The sequence below is a fragment of the Telluria sp. BA11 genome (assembly GCF_056680305.1).
Genome location: NZ_CM155275.1, coordinates 1126380 through 1146333, shown reverse-complemented (window position 1 = coordinate 1146333; position 19954 = coordinate 1126380). Strand labels below are relative to the sequence as shown.

21 protein-coding genes are annotated in these 19954 nt (G+C 62.0%); 15 read left to right on the top strand and 6 right to left on the bottom strand.

Annotated elements, in window-relative coordinates; genetic code table 11:
* Window positions 1–85: 85 nt before the first annotated feature.
* The 6 genes from folC (at window position 86) to AC1MGT_RS05015 (ending at window position 6583) form a co-directional block, all read left to right on the top strand.
* Window positions 86–1384, top strand: a complete 1299-nt coding sequence (gene folC, locus AC1MGT_RS05040) for a bifunctional tetrahydrofolate synthase/dihydrofolate synthase (RefSeq protein ID WP_499503262.1) — start codon at window positions 86–88, stop codon at window positions 1382–1384.
* 12 nt (window positions 1385–1396) lie between these two features.
* Entirely contained in the window at window positions 1397–2410 is a 1014-nt protein-coding gene (locus AC1MGT_RS05035; protein WP_499503261.1) for an SPOR domain-containing protein, read from the top strand.
* 13 nt (window positions 2411–2423) lie between these two features.
* Window positions 2424–2912, top strand: coding sequence for a CvpA family protein (locus tag AC1MGT_RS05030; protein WP_499503260.1), 489 nt, complete (start codon window positions 2424–2426; stop codon window positions 2910–2912).
* 76 nt (window positions 2913–2988) lie between these two features.
* On the top strand, window positions 2989–4509 hold the full coding sequence (gene purF, locus AC1MGT_RS05025) for an amidophosphoribosyltransferase (protein WP_499503259.1): 1521 nt from the start codon (window positions 2989–2991) through the stop codon (window positions 4507–4509).
* A gap of 2 nt (window positions 4510–4511) precedes the next feature.
* Entirely contained in the window at window positions 4512–5753 is a 1242-nt protein-coding gene (locus AC1MGT_RS05020) for a cystathionine gamma-synthase family protein (protein WP_499503258.1), read from the top strand.
* A 125-nt stretch (window positions 5754–5878) separates the two neighbouring features.
* Window positions 5879–6583 (top strand): tetratricopeptide repeat protein, encoded by a 705-nt coding sequence (locus AC1MGT_RS05015; RefSeq protein WP_499503257.1) that lies wholly within the window; start codon window positions 5879–5881, stop codon window positions 6581–6583.
* Window positions 6584–6632: 49 nt separating this feature from the next.
* On the opposite strand, the gene lexA is transcribed toward AC1MGT_RS05015, so the two are convergent.
* The gene (gene lexA, locus AC1MGT_RS05010; RefSeq protein ID WP_183555517.1) at window positions 6633–7262 is read right to left on the bottom strand and encodes a transcriptional repressor LexA; all 630 of its coding nucleotides are present in this window, start codon (window positions 7260–7262) and stop codon (window positions 6633–6635) included.
* A 294-nt stretch (window positions 7263–7556) separates the two neighbouring features.
* On the opposite strand from lexA, the gene rpsF reads away from it, so the two are divergent.
* The 7 genes from rpsF (at window position 7557) to AC1MGT_RS04975 (ending at window position 12389) form a co-directional block, all read left to right on the top strand.
* Window positions 7557–7964, top strand: a complete 408-nt coding sequence (rpsF, locus tag AC1MGT_RS05005) for a 30S ribosomal protein S6 (protein ID WP_183555516.1) — start codon at window positions 7557–7559, stop codon at window positions 7962–7964.
* 37 nt (window positions 7965–8001) lie between these two features.
* A complete protein-coding gene (gene priB, locus AC1MGT_RS05000; protein ID WP_258835148.1) occupies window positions 8002–8301 on the top strand; it encodes a primosomal replication protein N in 300 nt (99 codons plus the stop codon).
* A 28-nt stretch (window positions 8302–8329) separates the two neighbouring features.
* Window positions 8330–8620, top strand: coding sequence for a 30S ribosomal protein S18 (gene rpsR, locus AC1MGT_RS04995; RefSeq protein WP_183555514.1), 291 nt, complete (start codon window positions 8330–8332; stop codon window positions 8618–8620).
* Window positions 8621–8656: 36 nt separating this feature from the next.
* Complete coding sequence (rplI, locus tag AC1MGT_RS04990) at window positions 8657–9109, top strand: 50S ribosomal protein L9 (RefSeq protein WP_183555513.1); 453 nt, start codon at window positions 8657–8659, stop codon at window positions 9107–9109.
* A 119-nt stretch (window positions 9110–9228) separates the two neighbouring features.
* Window positions 9229–10617 carry a replicative DNA helicase gene (locus tag AC1MGT_RS04985; protein ID WP_183555512.1) on the top strand — a complete coding sequence of 463 codons (1389 nt, stop codon included), beginning with the start codon at window positions 9229–9231 and terminating at the stop codon, window positions 10615–10617.
* A 113-nt stretch (window positions 10618–10730) separates the two neighbouring features.
* Complete coding sequence (locus AC1MGT_RS04980) at window positions 10731–11357, top strand: DUF47 domain-containing protein (protein WP_332531558.1); 627 nt, start codon at window positions 10731–10733, stop codon at window positions 11355–11357.
* A gap of 21 nt (window positions 11358–11378) precedes the next feature.
* Window positions 11379–12389 (top strand): inorganic phosphate transporter, encoded by a 1011-nt coding sequence (locus tag AC1MGT_RS04975; RefSeq protein WP_332531559.1) that lies wholly within the window; start codon window positions 11379–11381, stop codon window positions 12387–12389.
* Window positions 12390–12491: 102 nt separating this feature from the next.
* Here the strand turns inward: AC1MGT_RS04975 and AC1MGT_RS04970 are convergent, their stop codons facing one another.
* The 5 genes from AC1MGT_RS04970 to AC1MGT_RS04950 form a co-directional block, all read right to left on the bottom strand.
* On the bottom strand, window positions 12492–12752 hold the full coding sequence (locus AC1MGT_RS04970; protein WP_499503256.1) for a hypothetical protein: 261 nt from the start codon (window positions 12750–12752) through the stop codon (window positions 12492–12494).
* A gap of 115 nt (window positions 12753–12867) precedes the next feature.
* Window positions 12868–13758: an MBL fold metallo-hydrolase gene (locus AC1MGT_RS04965; protein ID WP_499503255.1), complete on the bottom strand. Its 891-nt coding sequence runs from the start codon at window positions 13756–13758 to the stop codon at window positions 12868–12870.
* A gap of 167 nt (window positions 13759–13925) precedes the next feature.
* On the bottom strand, window positions 13926–15764 hold the full coding sequence (locus AC1MGT_RS04960) for a PhoH family protein (RefSeq protein WP_499503254.1): 1839 nt from the start codon (window positions 15762–15764) through the stop codon (window positions 13926–13928).
* 256 nt (window positions 15765–16020) lie between these two features.
* Window positions 16021–16488, bottom strand: a complete 468-nt coding sequence (locus AC1MGT_RS04955) for a redoxin domain-containing protein (protein WP_258835144.1) — start codon at window positions 16486–16488, stop codon at window positions 16021–16023.
* A 180-nt stretch (window positions 16489–16668) separates the two neighbouring features.
* The gene (locus AC1MGT_RS04950) at window positions 16669–17049 is read right to left on the bottom strand and encodes an Mth938-like domain-containing protein (protein ID WP_499455028.1); all 381 of its coding nucleotides are present in this window, start codon (window positions 17047–17049) and stop codon (window positions 16669–16671) included.
* 146 nt (window positions 17050–17195) lie between these two features.
* On the opposite strand from AC1MGT_RS04950, the gene AC1MGT_RS04945 reads away from it, so the two are divergent.
* On the top strand, window positions 17196–18419 hold the full coding sequence (locus AC1MGT_RS04945) for a pyridoxal phosphate-dependent aminotransferase (protein ID WP_183555505.1): 1224 nt from the start codon (window positions 17196–17198) through the stop codon (window positions 18417–18419).
* A 40-nt stretch (window positions 18420–18459) separates the two neighbouring features.
* Window positions 18460–19779 (top strand): homoserine dehydrogenase, encoded by a 1320-nt coding sequence (locus AC1MGT_RS04940; protein WP_499503253.1) that lies wholly within the window; start codon window positions 18460–18462, stop codon window positions 19777–19779.
* Window positions 19780–19954: the final 175 nt, after the last annotated feature.

Below are 19954 nucleotides of genomic sequence, written 5' to 3'. Positions count from 1 at the left end.
CGGCGCGGGCTTGCCAGACGGCGGCCCCCGCGGTCGCCTTTCATATTTCCCGCACCGGCCGCCGATTTCCTCTTTTCTGAGCACCATGTCCCCACTTCCGACTACCTTGCCCGACTGGCTGGCGCTGCTCGAATCGCGTCACGCCGAAACCCATATCGACATGGGCCTGGACCGCGTCCGCGCCGTCAAGGAACGCTTGCAGCTCGCGTTTTCATGCCCCGTGATCATGGTGGCCGGCACCAACGGCAAGGGCTCGACCTGCGCGATGCTTGAATCGGTGTTGCTGCAGTCCGGCTACCGCGTCGGCCTCTACATCAAGCCGCACTTTCTGGACTTCAATGAGCGCGCCCGTATCAATGGCGAGATGGCGTCCGATGATGTCTTGATTACTGCGTTCAATGCCGTCGAAGCCGCCCGCGGCGATACCGACCTCACGTACTTCGAATTCACCACGCTGGCCATCGCCCATCTGCTGTCGACGAGTGAAATCGACGTCGCCATCCTCGAAGTGGGCCTGGGCGGGCGCCTGGACGCTGTCAATGTGATCGATGCCGATGTGTCGATCGTCACCAGCATCGACATCGACCACACGGCCTATCTGGGCGACACGCGCGAGAAAATCGGCTTCGAGAAAGCCGGCATCTTCCGCGCCGACAAAACCGCGATCTGCAGCGACCCTGTGCCACCCCAGTCGCTGATCGACCACGCAACCAGCATCGGCGCCGACCTGTGGCTGCTCGGCCGCGACTTCAATTACCAGGGCGACCAGCAGCAGTGGAGCTTTGCCGGCCGCACCGGGCGCCGCAATTCGCTGGCCTATCCGGCCCTGCGCGGCGCCAACCAGTTGCTCAATGCGTCCGCTGCGCTGGCCGCCCTCGAGGCGCTGCGCATGACCTTGCCGTGCGGCGCCCAGGAAACCCGCGCCGGTTTGGCGTTGGTCGAGCTGCCGGGCCGCTTCCAGGTGCTGGCCGGCCGGCCGACCCAGGTGCTCGACGTGGCCCACAATCCACACGCCGCGGCGACGCTCGCGCAGAACCTCGGCAATATGGGCTTTCACCGCTTTACGTACGCGGTGTTCGGCATCATGGACGACAAGGACATCGATGCCGTCATCGCGCCGATGGCCTCGGTGATTGACCACTGGTGCGTCACGCGCCTCGATTCGCCGCGCTCGGCCGACCCTGCGGCACTGGCCGACAAGATCGCTGAATTGAAGCCAGCAGGCGCGAAAGCGGGTGATTTTTCGGTGACTACCTTCGATTCGCCCGCCGACGCTTACGCGAATGCGCTGAGCCGGGTTGAGGAGAATGATAGAATTGTGGTCTTTGGTTCGTTCTACACGGTTGCCGGCGTGATGGCGGCCCGTAAATCCTCACTACACTGATACCTCAATCGCATGGGCTTGTTCTCGTTCGGCACTAAAAACAAGCAAGAAACTGTTCGCGACAGCGGTCACTTCGTCAAGGACGACGAGGCCGCCTACACCGAGCGCGCACGCTCCAAGCGTGCCAGCTCGGCAGGTGAGGGCGGTCGCCGCTCGAGCCGTGGCGATCCGATCCTGCCCGAGAAAAAACGCGCGCGCCGTCGCCTGGTCGGCGCCATTGCGCTGGTCCTGGCCGCCGTCGTGGCCCTGCCGATGCTGCTCGATTCCGAGCCCAAGCCGCTGGCCACCGACATCGCGATCCACATCCCCGACAAGGACAAGGCTGCGCCGCTGCCGGTGCCGTCCGAGCAGGTCGCGCCAACGGCCAGCGTCGACAGCGACGAAGAGATCATCGAGCCCGTCCCGGCGCCGCCGGCCGGCACGCGCACGCCGCCGGTCGCCGTGGCCGCAGCGCCAGTGGCCAGCGAGGTGCCGCCAATGCGCATGCTCGAGCCAGCCAAGCCAGTCGAGACCGTCAAGCCAGTCGAGACCGTGAAGCCGAAGCCTGAAGCCAAGCCAAAGGCAGAACCCGAAGCCAAGCCGGTGACCAAGCCCGAGCCCGTCAAGGCCGAGCGCAAGCCAGAGCCCGAAAAAAAGCCCGAGCCCGAGAAAAAGCCGGTCAAGGTCACCGAGAAAGCCGCCGAGTCGCATCCGAAGGCCGAGCAGGTCGCCAAGCCGGCCCGTCCGGACGACGCCGCCCGTGCCATCGCGATTCTCGAAGACAAGCCAGCCGCCAAGGCCGAACCGAAGACGGTCAAGGCCGAAGACCCGGCGCCGCGCTTCGTGGTGCAGGTTGCCGCGCTGGCCAGCCAGGAAAAAGTCACCGAGTTGCAAAGCCGCCTGCGCGCTGCCGGCGTTGCCTCGTTCACCCAGAAGTCTGGCGAACTGATCCGCGTGCGGGTCGGCCCGTTCAGCAAGGAAGAAGCAGAGAAAGTGCGCGCCAAACTGAGCGGCATCGGTCTGTCCGGCTCGATGGTGCCACTCTGATCCTCGCTGCCGCGTGACGATTTTCGATTACCTGGTGCTGTTCGTGCTGATCGCGTCCGTCGTGATCAGCACGCTGCGCGGCCTGGTAAAGGAAATCCTGTCGCTGGTGGGCTGGGTCGTTGCCTTCGTGCTGGCCAATGTCTACGGCGCCCAGCTCGCGCCCTTGCTGCCCGAGGTGATTCCGGGCGGGAGTGCGCGCCTGATGGCTGCCTTCATCGTGCTGTTCCTTGGTGTACGAATCCTGATGGGCCTGCTGTCGATGGCGATCGGTGCGGTGGTTGCCGCCACCGGCCTGTCGCTGGCGGACCGGGGCCTGGGCGGCCTGTTCGGCCTGGCGCGGGGCATTGTGATCGTGCTGGCCGGCGTCATATTGTGCGGGATGACGGCAATCCCGCAGCAGGCATTCTGGCGCGACGCGCTGTTGTCGCCCATTGCCGAGACCGGCGCGCGCACCGTCAAACCATTCTTGCCCGCTGCCTTCGCGGAGCATATTAATTACTGAATCCGTATTACCAGACCAGTATTCGCTGTATTCGCAGTTTTCTGTCATTTTGCACCCAAGCTTTTAGGAGCACCTCATGTGTGGCATCGTCGGCGTCGTTTCGCAGTCTCCCGTCAACCAGCTTCTGTACGATGCATTGCTGCTGCTGCAGCACCGCGGCCAGGACGCTGCGGGCATTGCGACCAATCACAGCAGCATGTTCTCGATGTTCAAGGCCAACGGCCTGGTACGTGACGTTTTCCGTACCCGGAACATGCGTTCGCTGCAGGGCAACACCGGAATCGGCCACTGCCGCTATCCGACCGCCGGTTCGTCGAGCGAAGAAGAAGCGCAACCGTTCTACGTCAACGCGCCATTCGGCATCACGCTCGCGCACAACGGCAATCTGACCAACCAGGCCCAGCTCAGGGATGAGCTGTTCCGCAACGACCGCCGTCACATCAACACCGATTCCGATTCCGAGGTGCTGCTGAACGTGCTGGCCCACGAAATCCAGGAAGCAGCCGATGGCTTCTCGCTCGACGCCGACGCGATCTTCAAGGCGGTCGCTGTCGTGCACCGCCGCGTGCGTGGCGCCTACGCTGTCGTTGCACAGATCGCCGGCCACGGCATGCTGGCCTTCCGCGATCCGTTCGGCATCCGTCCGCTGTGCCTGGGCGTGAACGAAACCGAAAACGGCAACGAATACCTGGTGGCCAGCGAGTCGGTCGCCCTCGAGGGCCTGGGCTTTCGCTTCATGCGCGACATTGCGCCGGGCGAAGCGGTCTTCATCACCAACGATGGCAAGCTGTCCGAGCGCCAGTGCGCCGAAAATCCATCGCTCAACCCGTGCGCATTCGAATTCGTCTACCTGGCCCGCCCGGACTCGGTGATCGACGGCGCCTCGGTCTACGCCACGCGCCTGCGCATGGGTGAATACCTGGCCGACAAGGTGCTCAGTGAAATCGCGGTCGAAGACATCGACGTCGTCATGCCGATTCCCGATTCGTCGCGTCCGGCTGCCATCCAGCTGGCGCTGAAACTGGGCGTGGAATACCGCGAAGGCTTCATCAAGAACCGCTACATCGGCCGCACCTTCATCATGCCGGGCCAGGGCATGCGCAAGAAATCGGTGCGCCAGAAGCTCAATGCCATCACTTCCGAGTTCAAGGACAAGAACGTGCTGCTGGTCGACGACTCGATCGTGCGCGGCACCACCAGCCGCGAGATTGTGCAGATGGCCCGTGAAGCCGGCGCGCGCAAGGTGTACTTCGCGTCGGCCGCGCCACCGGTGCTGTACCCGAACGTGTACGGCATCGACATGCCGACCCGCGACGAGCTGATCGCCTACGGCCGCACGACCGAAGAAGTCTGCCGCGAGATCACGGCCGACCGCGTGATTTACCAGGACATCGACGCCCTCAAGCGTTCGATTTCGGATGTCAATCCGGCACTGAAGAACTTCGAGGCGTCGTGCTTCGACGGCATCTACGTGACGGGCGACGTGACCCCGGAATACCTTGATCGCCAGGAAACCGCGCGTCACAATCCTGCTGCCAAGGATGAAGACCAGGTCCGCACCCAACTGAATCTGAACCCTGCCGTTCCAGCCGAGTAAGCATGAGCGAGAAAAAGACCTACGGCTTTACCACGACGATCCTGCACAACGACCGGCACAAGCCGATCGAGCACGGTTCGCTGCACAAGCCGATCCACACGTCGGTTGCGTTCGGCTACACGGATGCGCGTCAGCTGGCGTCCGTGTTCCAGGGCAAGGAGCCGGGCTTCCGTTACGGTCGCCAGGGCAATCCGACCATCAGCGCGCTCGAGGACAAGGTCAGCAAGATGGAAGATGGCGTCGCCACGCTGTGCTTCGGCACCGGCATGGCGGCCATCGGCGCGCTGTTCCAGGCGCTGCTGAAGGCGGGCGACGCCATCGTCTCGTCGAGCTTCCTGTTCGGTAATACCAACAGCCTGTGGCAGACGGTGGCGGGGCAGGGCGTCGATGTCGCCTTTGTCGATGCGACCGACGTGGCGCAGGTCGAAGCAGCCTTGACGCCGAACACGCGCATGGTGTTTGTCGAGACGATCGCCAATCCGCGTACGCAAGTGGCGGACCTGGCCCGCATCGGCGAGCTGTGCCGAAAGCGGGGCATTCTGTACGTGGTCGACAACACGATGACCTCGCCATGGCTGTTCCGCCCGAAAAGCGTGGGCGCCGGGCTGGTCGTCAATTCGCTGACCAAGTCGATTGGCGGTCACGGTATCGCGCTCGGCGGCGCGCTGACCGACACCGGTCTGTTCGACTGGAGCGCGTATCCGAACATCGCACCGAACTTTCGCAAGCAGCCGGCGCACGCTCAGGGCATGGCGCAACTGCGTGCGAAAGCGCTGCGCGACTTCGGCGCGTCGCTCGGGCCGGAAGCGGCGCATCATATCGCCGTTGGCGCCGAGACATTGGCGCTGCGCATGACCCGTACCTGCGCCAATGCACTGGCGCTGGCCACCATGCTGGAGGCGGACGAGCGCGTGTCCAAGGTCCACTACCCGGGCCTGGCGTCGCATCCACAGCACGGTATCGTCACGTCGCTGTTCCGCGCCGGCGGTTCGCTGCTCAGTTTCGAGCTGCACGAGTCCATCGATCCGTTCGATTACCTCAACCGCCTGCAGCTGGCGATTCCTGCCTCGAACCTGGGCGACAACCGCACGCTGGTCATCCCGGTGGCGCACACGATCTTCTTCGAGATGGGCGCCGAGCGCCGTGCCAGCATGGGCATCGCCGAGTCGCTGATCCGCGTGTCGGTGGGCATTGAGGACACCGACGACCTGGTCGAAGACTTCCGCCAGGCGCTGGACGCGTAAGCACGGCGTAAAGCCATGCAAAGAAGGCCGGCGCAATGCCGGCCTTGTCATTTTTACGGTTGAGTCCGGCTGTAAAAGGGGGCTATGATGCCCCATCGTCAGCTTGTCATTTTCTTCGGATGCCCATGAAACGTTTTCTGCTCTGCCTTTCTCTGACTATTGCCAGCGCCGCCTATGCGGGCGAGCTGGAAGACGCCAATGCGCTGTTCGAAAAGAAGGATTACGCGGGCGCGCTCAAGCTGTATACCAAGCTGGCCAATGCCGGCAATGCGCAAGCGCAGCAGCAACTGGGCCAGATGTACTGGTATGGTGAAGCGGGCACCGTCGATGAGGCGGCCGCCAAGGCGCTGTTCGAAAAGTCGGCCGCCAAAGGCAACAAGGTCGCGGCCCAATCGCTGGTCGTCATGGAAGAGCGTGTCACGAAGCGCGCCGAGATCGACTATTGGATCAAGGGCTACGACGGCGCCGACTTGCAGTCGGGCGAATACCGCTGCCCGTCGCCGCGCATTCCGGCCGTGTCGAAGGTGAATGACGAGATCGATCGCGTCAACAAGCTGGTGACCGGCTGGCAGGATTGCTACAACAAGATGGTGACGAACCTGAACGCGCAGTCGCCGCTGACGAAGAAGATTCCGGCCGATATCGCCAAGCTGATGAACAAGCAGGAGGCGGACGCCTCGGCAGCCTACCTGGAACAGGTGCGGCAGAATATCGCGGAAGGCGCGAAGGTCAATTCAAAGATGATCCTGGCGGATTTTGCAGCGTGGCGTAATGCCACCGAGGCATTCATCAACCAGCACAATGCCGTGGTGAAGAAGGCGTCGAACTAAGTAGGGCAGGGCAGAACAGGCGCCGGCCGGGGAGGCCGGCGCCGTTACATCAGTTCCAGCTACGCATCAAGCCGACAGCCAGACCTTCGAGCGCGAACTCTTCGTCTGGCGAGACGGCAATGATGTCGAAGTCGGGGTTTTCTGGCAGCAGTTCGACCAGGTCACCCGTCTTGCGATAGCGCTTGACCGTGACTTCGTCGCCCAGGCGCGCAACCACGATCTGCCCGTTCTTGGCACTGTCGATTTTCTTGACCGCCAAAAAGTCGCCATCCATGATGCCAGCGTCGCGCATCGACCAGCCTTTGACCTTCAGCAGAAAATCTGGCCGCGCCGCGAACATGGCCGCGTCGACGTTGTAGGTGGCTTCGACGTGCTCTTGCGCCAGGATCGGATTGCCCGCCGCGACGCGCCCGACCAGCGGCAGCGACATGAACGACGGCGGCGGCATCGGGATCGCTTCGACGCTCGCGCCGATCAGGCGGATGCCGCGCGATGTGCCCGGCGAAATTTCGATGGCGCCCTTGCGCGCCAGTGCTTGCAGATGTTCTTCAGCCGCATTGGCCGAGCGGAAACCCAATTCAGAAGCGATTTCAGCCCGGGTTGGGGGGAAACCGGTGTTCTCGATCGCTTCCTTGATCAGGTTCAGGATCTGTTCTTGCCGTGCAGTGAGCTTTAGCATAAATGTGTTACAGCAACCGGTTATGTATGTAACCTGTATTTTTGTACAGTATTCTCGCGCGCGCAAGGGGAAACGCAAAAAATATCGTGAAAATCGCGATTCATGGTGCAAACAGCCGTCAAAACCGTGGAATTGTCGAGTCAGATATGCCAGTTGCAGCGCTTAACGAGGCGACATCGCATCTTCGGGGGTTTCCAAGTCACCGATATTCGGGTTATAATTGCCGGCTTTCCCTTCCCACACTCGTCTTGACGCCGAGGTGGGCATTTGTTAAACGTCCTCAAGGAGTAATGCATGCGTCATTATGAAATCGTGTTTATCGTCCATCCGGACCAGAGCGAACAAGTCCCGGCGATGATCGAGCGTTACAAGACCACGGTGACCAGCCGCGGCGGTAACATCCATCGCGTTGAAGACTGGGGCCGCCGCCAGATGGCATACCAGATCCAGAAGCTGCCAAAAGCACACTACATCTGCCTGAACATCGAATGCGACAACGAGACCCTGGTCGAGCTGGAAACTGCATTCAAGTTCAATGATGCGGTTCTGCGTCACCTGACCGTCAAGCTGAAAAAAGCTGAAACCGCACCGTCGCCGATGATGAAATCGGTACAGCGCGAAGACGCAGCCAAGAGCCACCGTGCCGAAGCCGCTGCGCCAGCAGCCGCTCCAGCCGCTGCGCCAGCGCCTGCTGCTGCTTAAGTTTTTCCCAGTTATTCGTAGTAACCAGTAACACCGGGTGCATAACGCAAACCACCTCCAGCTCATGGCGACCATCGCCGAGCGCGACGTACTGCGTTACACCCCGGCCGGTGTGCCAATTGTTTCAGCCGTCCTGATGCACGAATCGCAGCAGGAAGAGGCCGGAGTCGAAAGGTCGGTCGCGTTCGAGGTCCCCGCGTTCGCCGCGGGTGAGATTTCGGGCAGGTTTGCCAGCGCCGAATTGGGCGCCAGCTACAGGTTCAACGGATTTCTTGCACGGAAAAATCGCAACAGCAAAGCCCTGGTGTTTCACATCATTGATTTCAGTGCCGCTTAACCCGGCAATTTAGATACAGGAGCCTCAAATGGCATTCGGTAAAAAGTTCGACAAAAACAAAGCGAAACTCAAAGAGAAGCGCAAACAGCAAAACCCGCTGTTCAAGCGCAAGAAATTCTGCCGCTTCACCGCCGCTGGCGTTGAGCAGGTGGACTACAAGGACGTCGACACCCTGAAGGACTTCGTCCAGGAAAACGGCAAGATCATGCCAGCACGTCTGACCGGCACCAAGGCGCACTACCAGCGTCAGGTCGACACCGCGATCAAGCGCGCACGCTACCTTGCGCTGCTGCCGTACACCGACCTGCACCACGGTTAATCGTCGGTCACGACAGTCAGACATCTGGAGATCACTATGCAAATCATTCTGTTGGAAAAAGTAGTCAACGTCGGCAACCTGGGCGACGTCGTCAAGGTCAAGGACGGTTACGCACGTAACTTCCTGATCCCACAAAAGATGGCCCGCCGCGCTACCGCCGGCGCCGTCGCCGAGTTCGAAGCCAAGCGCGCTGAACTGGAAAAAGCAGCAGCTGAAAAGCTGTCGGCTGCCCAGGCCGAAGGCGACAAGCTGAGCGGCATGACCGTCACCATCGGCCAGAAGGCCGGCGTTGATGGCCGTCTGTTCGGTTCGGTCACCAACTTCGACATCGCCGAAGCGCTGACCAAGCAAGGTTTCGCTGTCGAGAAGTCGCAAGTGCGCCTGCCGACCGGCCCGCTGAAAACCACCGGCGAATTCCCGGTTGCAGTCGCTCTGCACACCGACGTCGTGTCGGAAATCACCGTCGCCGTTGTGGGCGAAGCTGCCTAAGCACACGCTGTACATGTGCTGAGCACGCAGTTCTGAAAAAGCCGGGTTCGCCCGGCTTTTTTGCTTTTCGGCTTTCCAACCATGTCAGTCACAGGACTGGAAAAGGTATAATCCCGCCCATGAACGCAGCATCTCCAGATCCGCAACTCGACGCCCTGCGCATCCCCCCGCACTCCATCGAAGCCGAGCAATCCGTCATTGGCGGCCTGCTGCGCGATAACGCCGCGTGGGACCGTATCGCCGACTTCATGAACGCGGAAGACTTCTACCGCTACGACCACCGCATCATCTTCGAACAGATGGTGCGCCTGATCAACGGCGGCAAACCGGCCGACGTGATCACCGTCTACGAAGCCTGCAACCAGCTCGGCAAGGCCGATGACGTGGGCGGCCTGCAATACCTGAACGCGATGGCGCAGAACACGCCGTCCGCTGCGAATATCCGGCGCTACGCCGAGATCGTGCGCGACCGCGGCATCCTGCGCAAGCTGATCACCGTGGCCGATGAAATCTCGGGCAATGCGTTCAACCCGCAGGGCAAGGAAGTCAAGCAGATGCTCGACGAAGCCGAGTCCAAGATCTTTGCGATTGCCGAATCCGGCTCGCGCGGCCAGCAGGGCTGGAATCCGATCCAGCCGCTGCTGACGCAGGTCGTCGAGCGTATCGACGAGCTCTACAGCCGCGAGAACCAGGGCGAAATTACCGGTGTGCCCACCGGCTTCATCGACCTCGACCGCATGACGTCGGGCCTGCAGCCGGGCGACCTCGTCATCGTTGCCGGCCGTCCGTCGATGGGCAAGACCGCGTTCTCCGTCAATATCGGCGAGAACGTCGCGATCGAGGCCGGTCTGCCGGTGGCGATCTTCTCGATGGAGATGGGTGGCACCCAGCTGGCCATGCGTATGCTGGGTTCGGTCGGCCAGCTCGACCAGCACCGCCTGCGTACGGGCCGCCTGAACGACGAGGATTGGCCACGCCTGACGCACGCCATCCAGAAGATGAACGACGCCCAGTTGTACATCGACGAAACCCCGGCGCTGAACCCGATCGAGATGCGGGCGCGTGCGCGGCGCCTGGCACGCCAGTGCGGCAAGCTGGGCCTGATCATCGTCGACTACCTGCAACTGATGCAGGGTAGCCAGCCGGGCGACAACCGCACGGCGGAAATCTCGGAGATTTCACGTTCGCTCAAGGGCCTGGCCAAGGAGCTGCAGTGTCCGGTGGTGGCGTTGTCGCAGCTGAACCGCTCGCTGGAGCAACGGCCGAACAAGCGCCCCGTGATGTCCGACTTGCGCGAATCCGGCGCAATTGAGCAGGATGCCGACGTCATCATCTTCCTGTACCGCGACGAGGTCTACAACCCCGATTCGCCCGACAAGGGCACGGCCGAGATCATCATCGGCAAGCAGCGTAACGGTCCGATTGGCGCGATCCGCCTGACCTGGATCGGCCAGTACACCAAGTTCGGCAATTACAGCGGCAACCTGTCTGTGTATCAGGGTGACTAAATAACCATTTGTAGTAACACCAAGGCGGCCATTGATGTTTTAATGGCCGCCTTTACGCGTGGCCGCATTTTCGGCGCGACCGCGTAATCCCAGAGAGTCAATACGGAGAATCTATGTTTGGACGTTTCATGCCCACCGAGGGCAAGTTTTTCGATCTTTTCAATCAGCACGCCGCCTTGTGCGTCAAAGGGGCGCAGGAAATGGTCAGCCTGATGACCAACTTCGACGACCTCGAAACCCGCACCCATGCGATCGAGACGATCGAAAAGCAGGCTGACAAGATCACCTATGCCACGGTCGACCTGCTGCACAAGAGCTTCATCACGCCAATCGACCGCGACGACATCCACAAGCTGATCACGCGCATGGACGACATCCTGGACATGATGGAAGACGCGGCCCAGACGATTTCGCTGTACGACCTGCAAGCGGTCACGCCGGAAGCCAAACGTCTGGCCGAGCTGTGCCTGGCCTGCTGCCTGAAGGTGGAGGAAGCCGTCTCCCTGCTGCACAATATGGACAATGCTGCCAAGATCGTCGCGCTGTGCGAAGAGATCGACCGCCTGGAATCGGACGCCGACCATGTGATGCGCGCCGCGATGTCCAAGCTGTTCCGCGACGAGCCGGACGTGCGCAACCTGATCAAGATGAAGGCCATCTACGAGATTCTCGAGACGGTCACCGATCGCTGCGAAGACGTGGCCAACATCATTGAAGGCATCATCGTCGAAAACGCGTAAGCGTCGCAGACCTGCATAACCATGGATAATCTCAACATCAGCATCTACGTGCTGGGAATGCTCGTGCTCCTGGCACTGGTATTCGACTTCATGAACGGTTTTCACGATTCGGCAAACTCGATTGCCACCGTGGTCTCGACCGGGGTCCTGAAACCCCAGCACGCCGTCGCAATGGCGGCATTCTTCAACTTCATCGCGATCTTCGTGGTCAACATGAAGGTCGCCCAAACCATCGGCAAGGGCACGATCGACCCGCATGTGGTCGACCATTACGTGATCTTTGGCGCCCTGGTCGGGGCGATCTCGTGGAACGTCATCACCTGGTACTACGGTATTCCCTCGTCGTCGTCGCACGCGCTGATCGGCGGCCTGGTGGGCGCGGCCGTGGCCAAGGCGGGCACCGGCTCGCTGATCTCGGGTGGCCTGATCAAGACCGTGGCGTTCATCGTCGTCGCGCCGCTGCTGGGCTTTGCGCTGGGCTCGATCATCATGCTGATGGTGGCCTGGATCTTCGTGAAGTCGACGCCCCGAAAAGTCGACAATCTGTTCCGCAAGCTGCAACTGGTCTCGGCCGCGGCGTATTCGCTGGGCCACGGTGGCAACGACGCGCAAAAGACGATGGGCATCATCTGGATGCTGTTGATCGCAGCGGGCTACACGAGCGCGACGGCCGAATATCCACCGGCCTGGGTCATCATCTCGTGCTACGCGGCGATTGCCTTCGGCACGCTGTTCGGCGGCTGGCGCATTGTCAAGACCATGGGCCAGAAGATCACCAAGCTCAAGCCGGTCGGCGGTTTCTGCGCCGAAACGGGCGGCGCGGTCACGCTGCTGCTCTCGAGCGCGTTCGGCATTCCAGTGTCGACGACGCACACGATCACCGGCGCCATCGTTGGCGTGGGCGCCGCGCGCAAGACCTCGGCCGTGCGCTGGGGTGTAGCGGGCAATATCGTGTGGGCGTGGATCTTCACGATTCCGGCGTCGGCCTTCATGGCGGCGGTGGCTTGGTGGATCGGCACCAAGATCATGTAATCGTGGCTTGACCACCATTGAAAACGGCGCCCTCGGCGCCGTTTTCTGTTTGCGGATGCCGCGCCGCAGTGCCGCGCCGCAGTGCCGCGCCTCAGTGCCGCGTCAGTGCTGCGTCATCGCGCCCGTGCCGACGCTGGAATTTTTCATGTTCTCGCGCTCGACCTCGCTGACGGTGCCGGCGTTGTTGGCCGTCTGGCCTTTCTTGCGTGGCAGGTAGGTGCCGATCGGGGTGCTGCGTTCTTCGCGCACGCTCGCCGTCTTTGCGCCGTCGGGTGCAGGGCTGGCAGGGGCAGGGCTGGTGCAAGCGGCCAGCAGCAGGGCGGCAGCGCACGAGGTGATGAGTGATGTCAGCGGAAAGGTCATGGTGGCAGGCTCGGTAGAGTGGCTGTTCGGTATTGACAGCCGCACATCATTCTACGCCGGAAGCCGCGGGCGTTATCCTGACAGAATTGACAGGTGAGCGTGGGCGTGACGTCGGCTAGCCGAGATCGACGGCGAGGCCTTCGTAGGCCAGCAGCACCTGCAGCTCGCCCAGGCAGCCGGCATGGCGCGCCATTACTTCGGCAAACACCGTCTCGAGTTCATCGTCGCCGCGGGTCGGTTCGTGGTGCGTGCAGTACAGCGTGCGTGCGCCAACGCGCAGTGCCATCGCGATGGCGCCGTCAAAGGTGCCATGGCCCCAGCCCCGCTTGGACGGGTATTCGTCGCGCGTGTACGAGCAATCGACAATCAGCGCGTCCACGCCCGCCATCACGGCGTCCATGCGACGTTCGGCTTCGCGCATCTGCGTCTCGGCCGCCGCGTGCAGCGGGTTCCCGGCCGCATGCGGGTTGTACCAGGGCTCGTGGTCACCCGTGAAGAACACCGACTTGCCGTTGCAGTCGATGCGGTAGCCGAGGTTGGTGACCGGGTGGTTCGTCACCACGTTCGCCACCAGCGCATCGCCCACCGCGATCGGTTCACCGATCGTCAGCGTGCAGTACTCGATGGTGGCGCTCATGTCCGTTTCGCCGACCGGGAAATAGCTGTTTTGCAGCTGCACACCCATCACGTGCTCGATGCCACGGCCCGTGACCGGATCGTGCGCGCCATGCAGGCGCACGCGGCTGCCCTTGACGAACAGCGGCGTGAAAAAGGGCAGGCCATGGATGTGATCCCAGTGACTGTGCGTGATGAAGAGATTGGCGTGCACGGGCGGCTGGGCCAGCAGGTGCTGGGCCAGCGGGAACAGGCCGGTGCCGCCATCGAGCACGATCAGCGTGTCGTCATCGGTGCGCACCTCGATGCAGGTCGTGTTACCGCCATAGCGCGCCGTGCGTGGCCCCGGAGACGGGATCGAACCGCGTACTCCCCAAAAACGAAATTTCATGATGCATTCCTGCCAGGTGATCTAGGGACAATTCTACCCAGCCTCGATCATAGCGGGTTTGTCATCATTGGAGCCGTGGTGACCCAGAAATGCTGCGCCAAAAAGAACGCCCGCCGGTAAGGGCGGGCGTTGCGGTACTGCGCCTACGAGGCAGGCGGTAAAACTTATTACAGCACGTCGCTGGCGTGATCGGCCAGGCGCGAGCGTTCGCCGCGTGCCAGCGTGACGTGGCCACCGTGGTTCCAGCCCTTGAAGCGGTCGACCACATAGGTCAGGCCGCTCGAGCCTTCGGTGAGGTACGGCGTGTCGATCTGCGCGATATTACCCAGACACAGGATCTTGGTGCCAGGACCGGCGCGCGTGACCAGCGTCTTCATCTGCTTGGGCGTCAGGTTCTGCGCTTCGTCGATGATGAGGAACTTGTTGACGAACGTACGGCCGCGCATGAAGTTGAGCGACTTGATCTTGATGCGCGAGCGGATCAGGTCCTGCGTTGCCGCGCGACCCCAGTCACCGGCATCGCCGTCGGACTTCATCAGCACCTCGAGGTTATCGTCGAATGCGCCCATCCATGGCGACATTTTCTCTTCTTCGGTGCCCGGCAGGAAACCGATGTCTTCACCGACCGGCACCGTCACGCGGGTGACGATGATCTCGTTGTAGAGCTTGGTCTCGAGCACTTGCGCCAGGCCGGCGGCCAGGGCCAGCAGGGTCTTGCCGGTACCGGCCTGGCCCAGCAGCGTGACGAAGTCGCACTCCGGATTCATCAACAGGTTCAGTGCGAAGTTCTGCTCGCGGTTGCGCGCCGTGATGCCCCACACATTGTTCTTGTTGTGGCTATAGTCGCGCAGGGTTTGCAGCACGGCGGTCTTGCCGTCGATCTGCTTGACCTGGGCGTACAGCGGCGACTGGCCATCCTTCGGCTCCATGTAGACGAACTGGTTCGCCAGCAGCGTCGGAATCAAGGGACCGGTCACGCGGTAGTAAGTCGCCGAGTTGCCGTTCTTGTTTTCCTGCCACGATTCGACGTCCTTGCCGTGCGTGTCCCAGAAGTTGTCCGGCAGCTGGACGATGCCCGAGTACAGCAGGTCGCTGTCTTCCAGCACGTGGTCGTTGAAGTAGTCTTCAGCCGGCAAGCCGATGGCGCGCGCCTTGATGCGCATATTGATGTCTTTCGACACCAGCACGATCGCGCGGCCCGCTTGCTGCTGCTCGAGTGCGCGCACGACGCCTAGGATCTGGTTGTCGGCTTTGCCTTCCGGCAGGCCTTCCGGCAGCGGCGCGCTCGTCAGGCGGGTCTGGAACAAGAGGCGCCCTTTGGCATCCTTGTTGCCCAGCTTGGACAGCGGAATGCCGGACTCGATCGCGTCGTCGTCGACGTTGGCGATCAGGGCGTCGAGCGTGCGCGACACCTGGCGTGCATTGCGCGCCACTTCGGACATGCCCTTCTTGTGGTTGTCGAGCTCCTCAAGCGTCATCATCGGCAGATAGACGTCGTGTTCCTCGAAACGGAACAGCGAGCTTGGGTCATGCATCAGCACGTTGGTGTCGAGCACGAACACCTTGGTCAGGCCCGAACGGTCGGCCTTGCGGCTGGTGGACGACTTGACTGGCGCTTCCACTGGCTTCTGCTTGGTGGAATGGAGTTGCTCGGCATCCTGCTCGCGCAGCTTGGCCGAGATCGGGGCAACGTTCGGTGCCTGAGGTGCAGCTTGAGGCGCTGCGTTCGGGGCAGCGTTGGAGGCAACTTCAGGAGCAGCCTGCGGCTTCGCTTCGGCAACCGGGGCAGCACGCACGGGTGCTTGCGCCGCGGCGAGGGTGTCTTGCGCTTTGCGGCGTGCGCGCGACTTCGGCGTCGGCACGGCTTGACCGCTGATCAGGTCATCGACTTCAGGATCGGGCTTGGCCGAGATCGAACGCACCGGCGAACGACCGGGTTCGGCCTTGGGGTAATCTTTGACCAGCAGCATGGTTGCTGGTTCATTTGGCATTTTTGGCAGTGGCATCAGGTTCTCAATCTAAAAAAAGTCTGGAAGACCGTGCGCGCGCGGGCCACATGGCGCTGGCGCACGAAATGACGCAACTAAACAGGGAAAAGGGGCGTTACGGTTGAACTGTTGCAACACGGCCGAGCCGGGAAATGCGCCGGCCCGGCGGGCAACCGGGTGGGGATAGTGCAGATGCAGGACAGGTTGAATTACAGGTCGACTCAAAATAGGCGGTAGCGATCCAGCAGGTTGAACAAACTGGAGCCATCCATTGTCAGGGCTGGCTCTTCAGAAATTCCAGCACTTCAGTCACATGGTCACTGACCTTCACGCCACGCCATTCTTTCACCAATCGGCCTTGAGCGTCAATGACAAACGTACTGCGCTCGACCCCCCGTACTTTCTTGCCATACATGTTCTTCATCTTCATGACGTCGAACTGCGTGCACACGGCTTCATCGGCGTCCGAGATCAGTTCGAACGGCAGGCCGAGCTTGGACTTGAAGTTCTCGTGCGAGCGCAGCGAATCGCGGGACAAGCCGTAGATGTCGGCGCCCAGTGCCTGGAACTCGGGATACGCTTCGCGAAAGGCAATGCTCTCGGTGGTGCAGCCAGGGGTATTGTCTTTCGGGTAGAAGTACAGCACCGTGTACTTGGCGGGACGGCCGAGCAGTTCGAACGGTTTCTCGCCCGTCATCGGGGCGGTGAAGGGGGCAAAGGTTGCAAGTTGGCTCTCGGCCACGGGTTTCTCCTGACGGTCGCAGCGCAGCTGCAGGGTGACCCTCCCGGCGCGCCATGGCGGGGAGCGGCACCCCATGATAATCCGTCGGTGCTATCCGCCGCTAGTACTCTTGTGGGCAGAATCGCAATATTTACCCGGATTGAAACGTTTGCGGCCCTGTTGAACCGCTGTTGTAGCGATTCAGGCGGTGCGTTCGAGGATCAGGGCCAGCGTGACCTTGCGGCCTTCGCCCATCAGCACGTTGTAGGTGCGGCAGGCGGCGCCGTTGTCCATGCTTTCCACGCCGATGTGCCGGCTCGACAGGCTGGTCACCAGGCGCGGGTGCACGAAGCGCTGACGCGGGCCGGTGCCGAGGATGACGACGTCCGGCGCATCCTGCGCCAGTTCATCGAAGTGGGCGGCGGTGAGCTGGTCGAAATCGGTGACGTTCCACGGGCGCGGCGGGACCTCGGGCAGCAGCGTCAGGCTGTAGTCGTAACGCTGGGCATTGATCTCGACGCCGCTGGCATCGACGCCGGTGACGGTCTGGTATTGCTGGGTATTGTCGGAATGGAGCTTCATGGCGATAGGCGAAGTAGACGCTGGTAAGCGGTGACTGTGCGGATGCCCATTGTAACCGGATCGGCAAGGTTGCCTAAACCGTGCGCTTTGGGCAGAATGGTATTTTTGCGCACTGCAACAGTGCAGGCGATTTTCCAGGGGATACTGTGCGACCGATTGCCAAATCGAACAAGCTCGACGACGTCTGCTACGAGATCCGCGGACCGGCCCTGGAGCAGGCGCGCCAGATGGAAGAAGACGGCCAGAAGATCATCAAGCTCAATATCGGCAACCTCGCCGTGTTCGGCTTCGATGCGCCGGACGAGATCGTCAGCGACATGATCCGCAATATGCATGGCGCGGCCGGCTATACGGACTCCAAAGGCATGTTCGCGCCGCGCAAGGCGATCATGCACTACACGCAAGAGAAAAACATCACCGGCGTGACGATCGACGACATCTACCTGGGCAACGGGGCGTCCGAACTCATCGTCATGTCGATGCAGGGCTTGCTGAACAATGGCGACGAAGTGCTGGTGCCGGCGCCCGACTATCCGCTGTGGACCGCCGCTGTCAGCCTGGCCGGCGGCGCGCCGCGCCACTACATCTGCGACGAAGGCGCCGGCTGGATGCCCGACATCGCCGACATGCGCAGCAAGATCACGCCAAACACGCGCGCCATCGTCGTCATCAACCCGAACAACCCCACCGGCGCGTTGTATCCGCGCGAAGTGCTGCTCGAGATCATCGAACTGGCGCGCCAGCACCAGCTGATCATCTACGCCGACGAAATCTACGACAAGACGCTGTACGACATGGCCGAGCACGTCTCGATGGCGTCGCTGGCCGACGACGTGCTGTTCGTGACCCTGAACGGCCTGTCGAAGAACTACCGCTCGTGTGGCTACCGCGCCGGCTGGATGGTGGTTTCGGGCGAGAAGCGCCATGCCAAGGGCTATATCGACGGCCTGAACATGCTGGCCTCGATGCGCCTGTGCGCCAACGCGCCGGGCCAGTTCGCGATCCAGACCGCGCTGGGCGGCCACCAGAGCATCAACGACCTGGTGGGCCCGGGCGGGCGTCTGCTCCGGCAGCGCGATCTCGCCTACAAACTGCTTACCGATATACCGGGCGTGTCCTGCGTAAAGCCAAAAGCTGCGCTCTACATGTTCCCGCGCCTCGATCCGAAGATGTACCCGATCACGGACGACCAGCAGTTCATTTGCGAACTGCTGACCGAGGAAAAAGTGCTGCTGGTGCAAGGCACCGGCTTCAACTGGATCGCCCCGGACCATTTCCGGCTGGTGTTCCTGCCTAATTCCGACGACCTGACCGACGCTTGCGGACGCATTGCGCGCTTCCTCGACGGTTACCGACGGCGCCACGCCTGATCCAGCGCGTCGCGCCCAGACCTCACGAGAAACAGATTTTATGAAACCGATTCAAGTTGGCCTGCTGGGCATCGGCACCGTTGGTGCCGGTACCTTTAATGTACTCAAGCGCAACCAGGAAGACATCCGCCGCCGCGCCGGCCGCGGCATCGAAGTGACGATGGTCGCCGCGCGCAATACCGAGCGCGCACGCACGGTCACCGGCGATGGCGTGGAAGTCGTCAGCGACCCGTTCGCCGTGGTGAACCATCCCGATATCGACATCGTCGTCGAGCTGATCGGTGGTTACGAGCTGTCGCGCGAACTGGTGCTGCAAGCCATTGCCAACGGCAAGCATGTGGTCACCGCCAACAAGGCGCTGGTGGCGCTGCACGGCAACGAGATTTTCGCCGCTGCACAAGAGAAGGGCGTGATCGTCGCCTTCGAGGCCGCCGTGGCCGGCGGCATCCCGATCATCAAGGCGCTGCGCGAAGGCCTGACTGCCAACCGCATTGAATCGGTGGCCGGCATCATCAACGGCACCACCAACTTCATCCTGTCCGAGATGCGCGACAAGGGCCTGGACTTCGCCACCGTGCTGGCCCAGGCGCAGGCGCTGGGCTATGCCGAGGCCGATCCGACCTTCGACATCGAAGGCGTCGATGCTGCGCACAAGCTGACGATCATGTCGGCGATTGCCTTCGGCATCCCGGTGCAGTTCGACAAGGCCTATGTGGAAGGCATCAGCCAGTTGCAGGCGGTGGACATCCGCTACGCCGAACAATTGGGCTACCGCATCAAGCTGCTGGGCATCACCCGCCGCACCACGACTGCCGCCGGCGAAGGCATCGAGCTGCGCGTGCACCCGACCCTGATCCCGGCCGCGCGCCTGATCGCCAATGTCGAGGGCGCGATGAACGCCGTGCTGGTGCATGCCGATGCCCTGGGCGTCACGCTGTACTACGGCAAGGGCGCTGGCGCAGAGCCAACCGCATCGGCCGTGATCGCCGACCTGGTCGATGTGACGCGCCTGGCCACCGTGGACCCGTCCGGCCGCGTGCCGCACCTGGCGTTCCAGCCAAACCAGATGAGCGACGTGACGATCATGCCGATGGCCGACATCACCACCAGCTACTACCTGCGCGTGCACGTGCAGGATCAGCTGGGCGTGATGGCCGACCTGACGCGCATCCTGGCCGACGGCAATATCTCGATCGACGCCGTGCTGCAGAAAGAGCCGGGCAACCAGACCAATATCGACATCATCATGCTCACGCACCAGACGCAGGAGAAGAGCATCGATGCAGCAATTGCCAGAATCGAGGCAATGCCGGCCGTGATTGGCAAGGTCACGCGGATTCGCCTGGAGTCGCTGGGCTAAGTAGCGTAGAACCATGGGGTGGCCGCTTGGCTTAGGGTCACCCGCATCATGCGGGCCGGGTAGTGCAGCGTGATTCTTCAGGGCTGCTTCGTATCGCCGGCCACGACCTCCAGTATCAGATGCGAATACGCAAGCATGAATATGAGAAACATGCTTTGTTCGGCCGTGCTTGCCG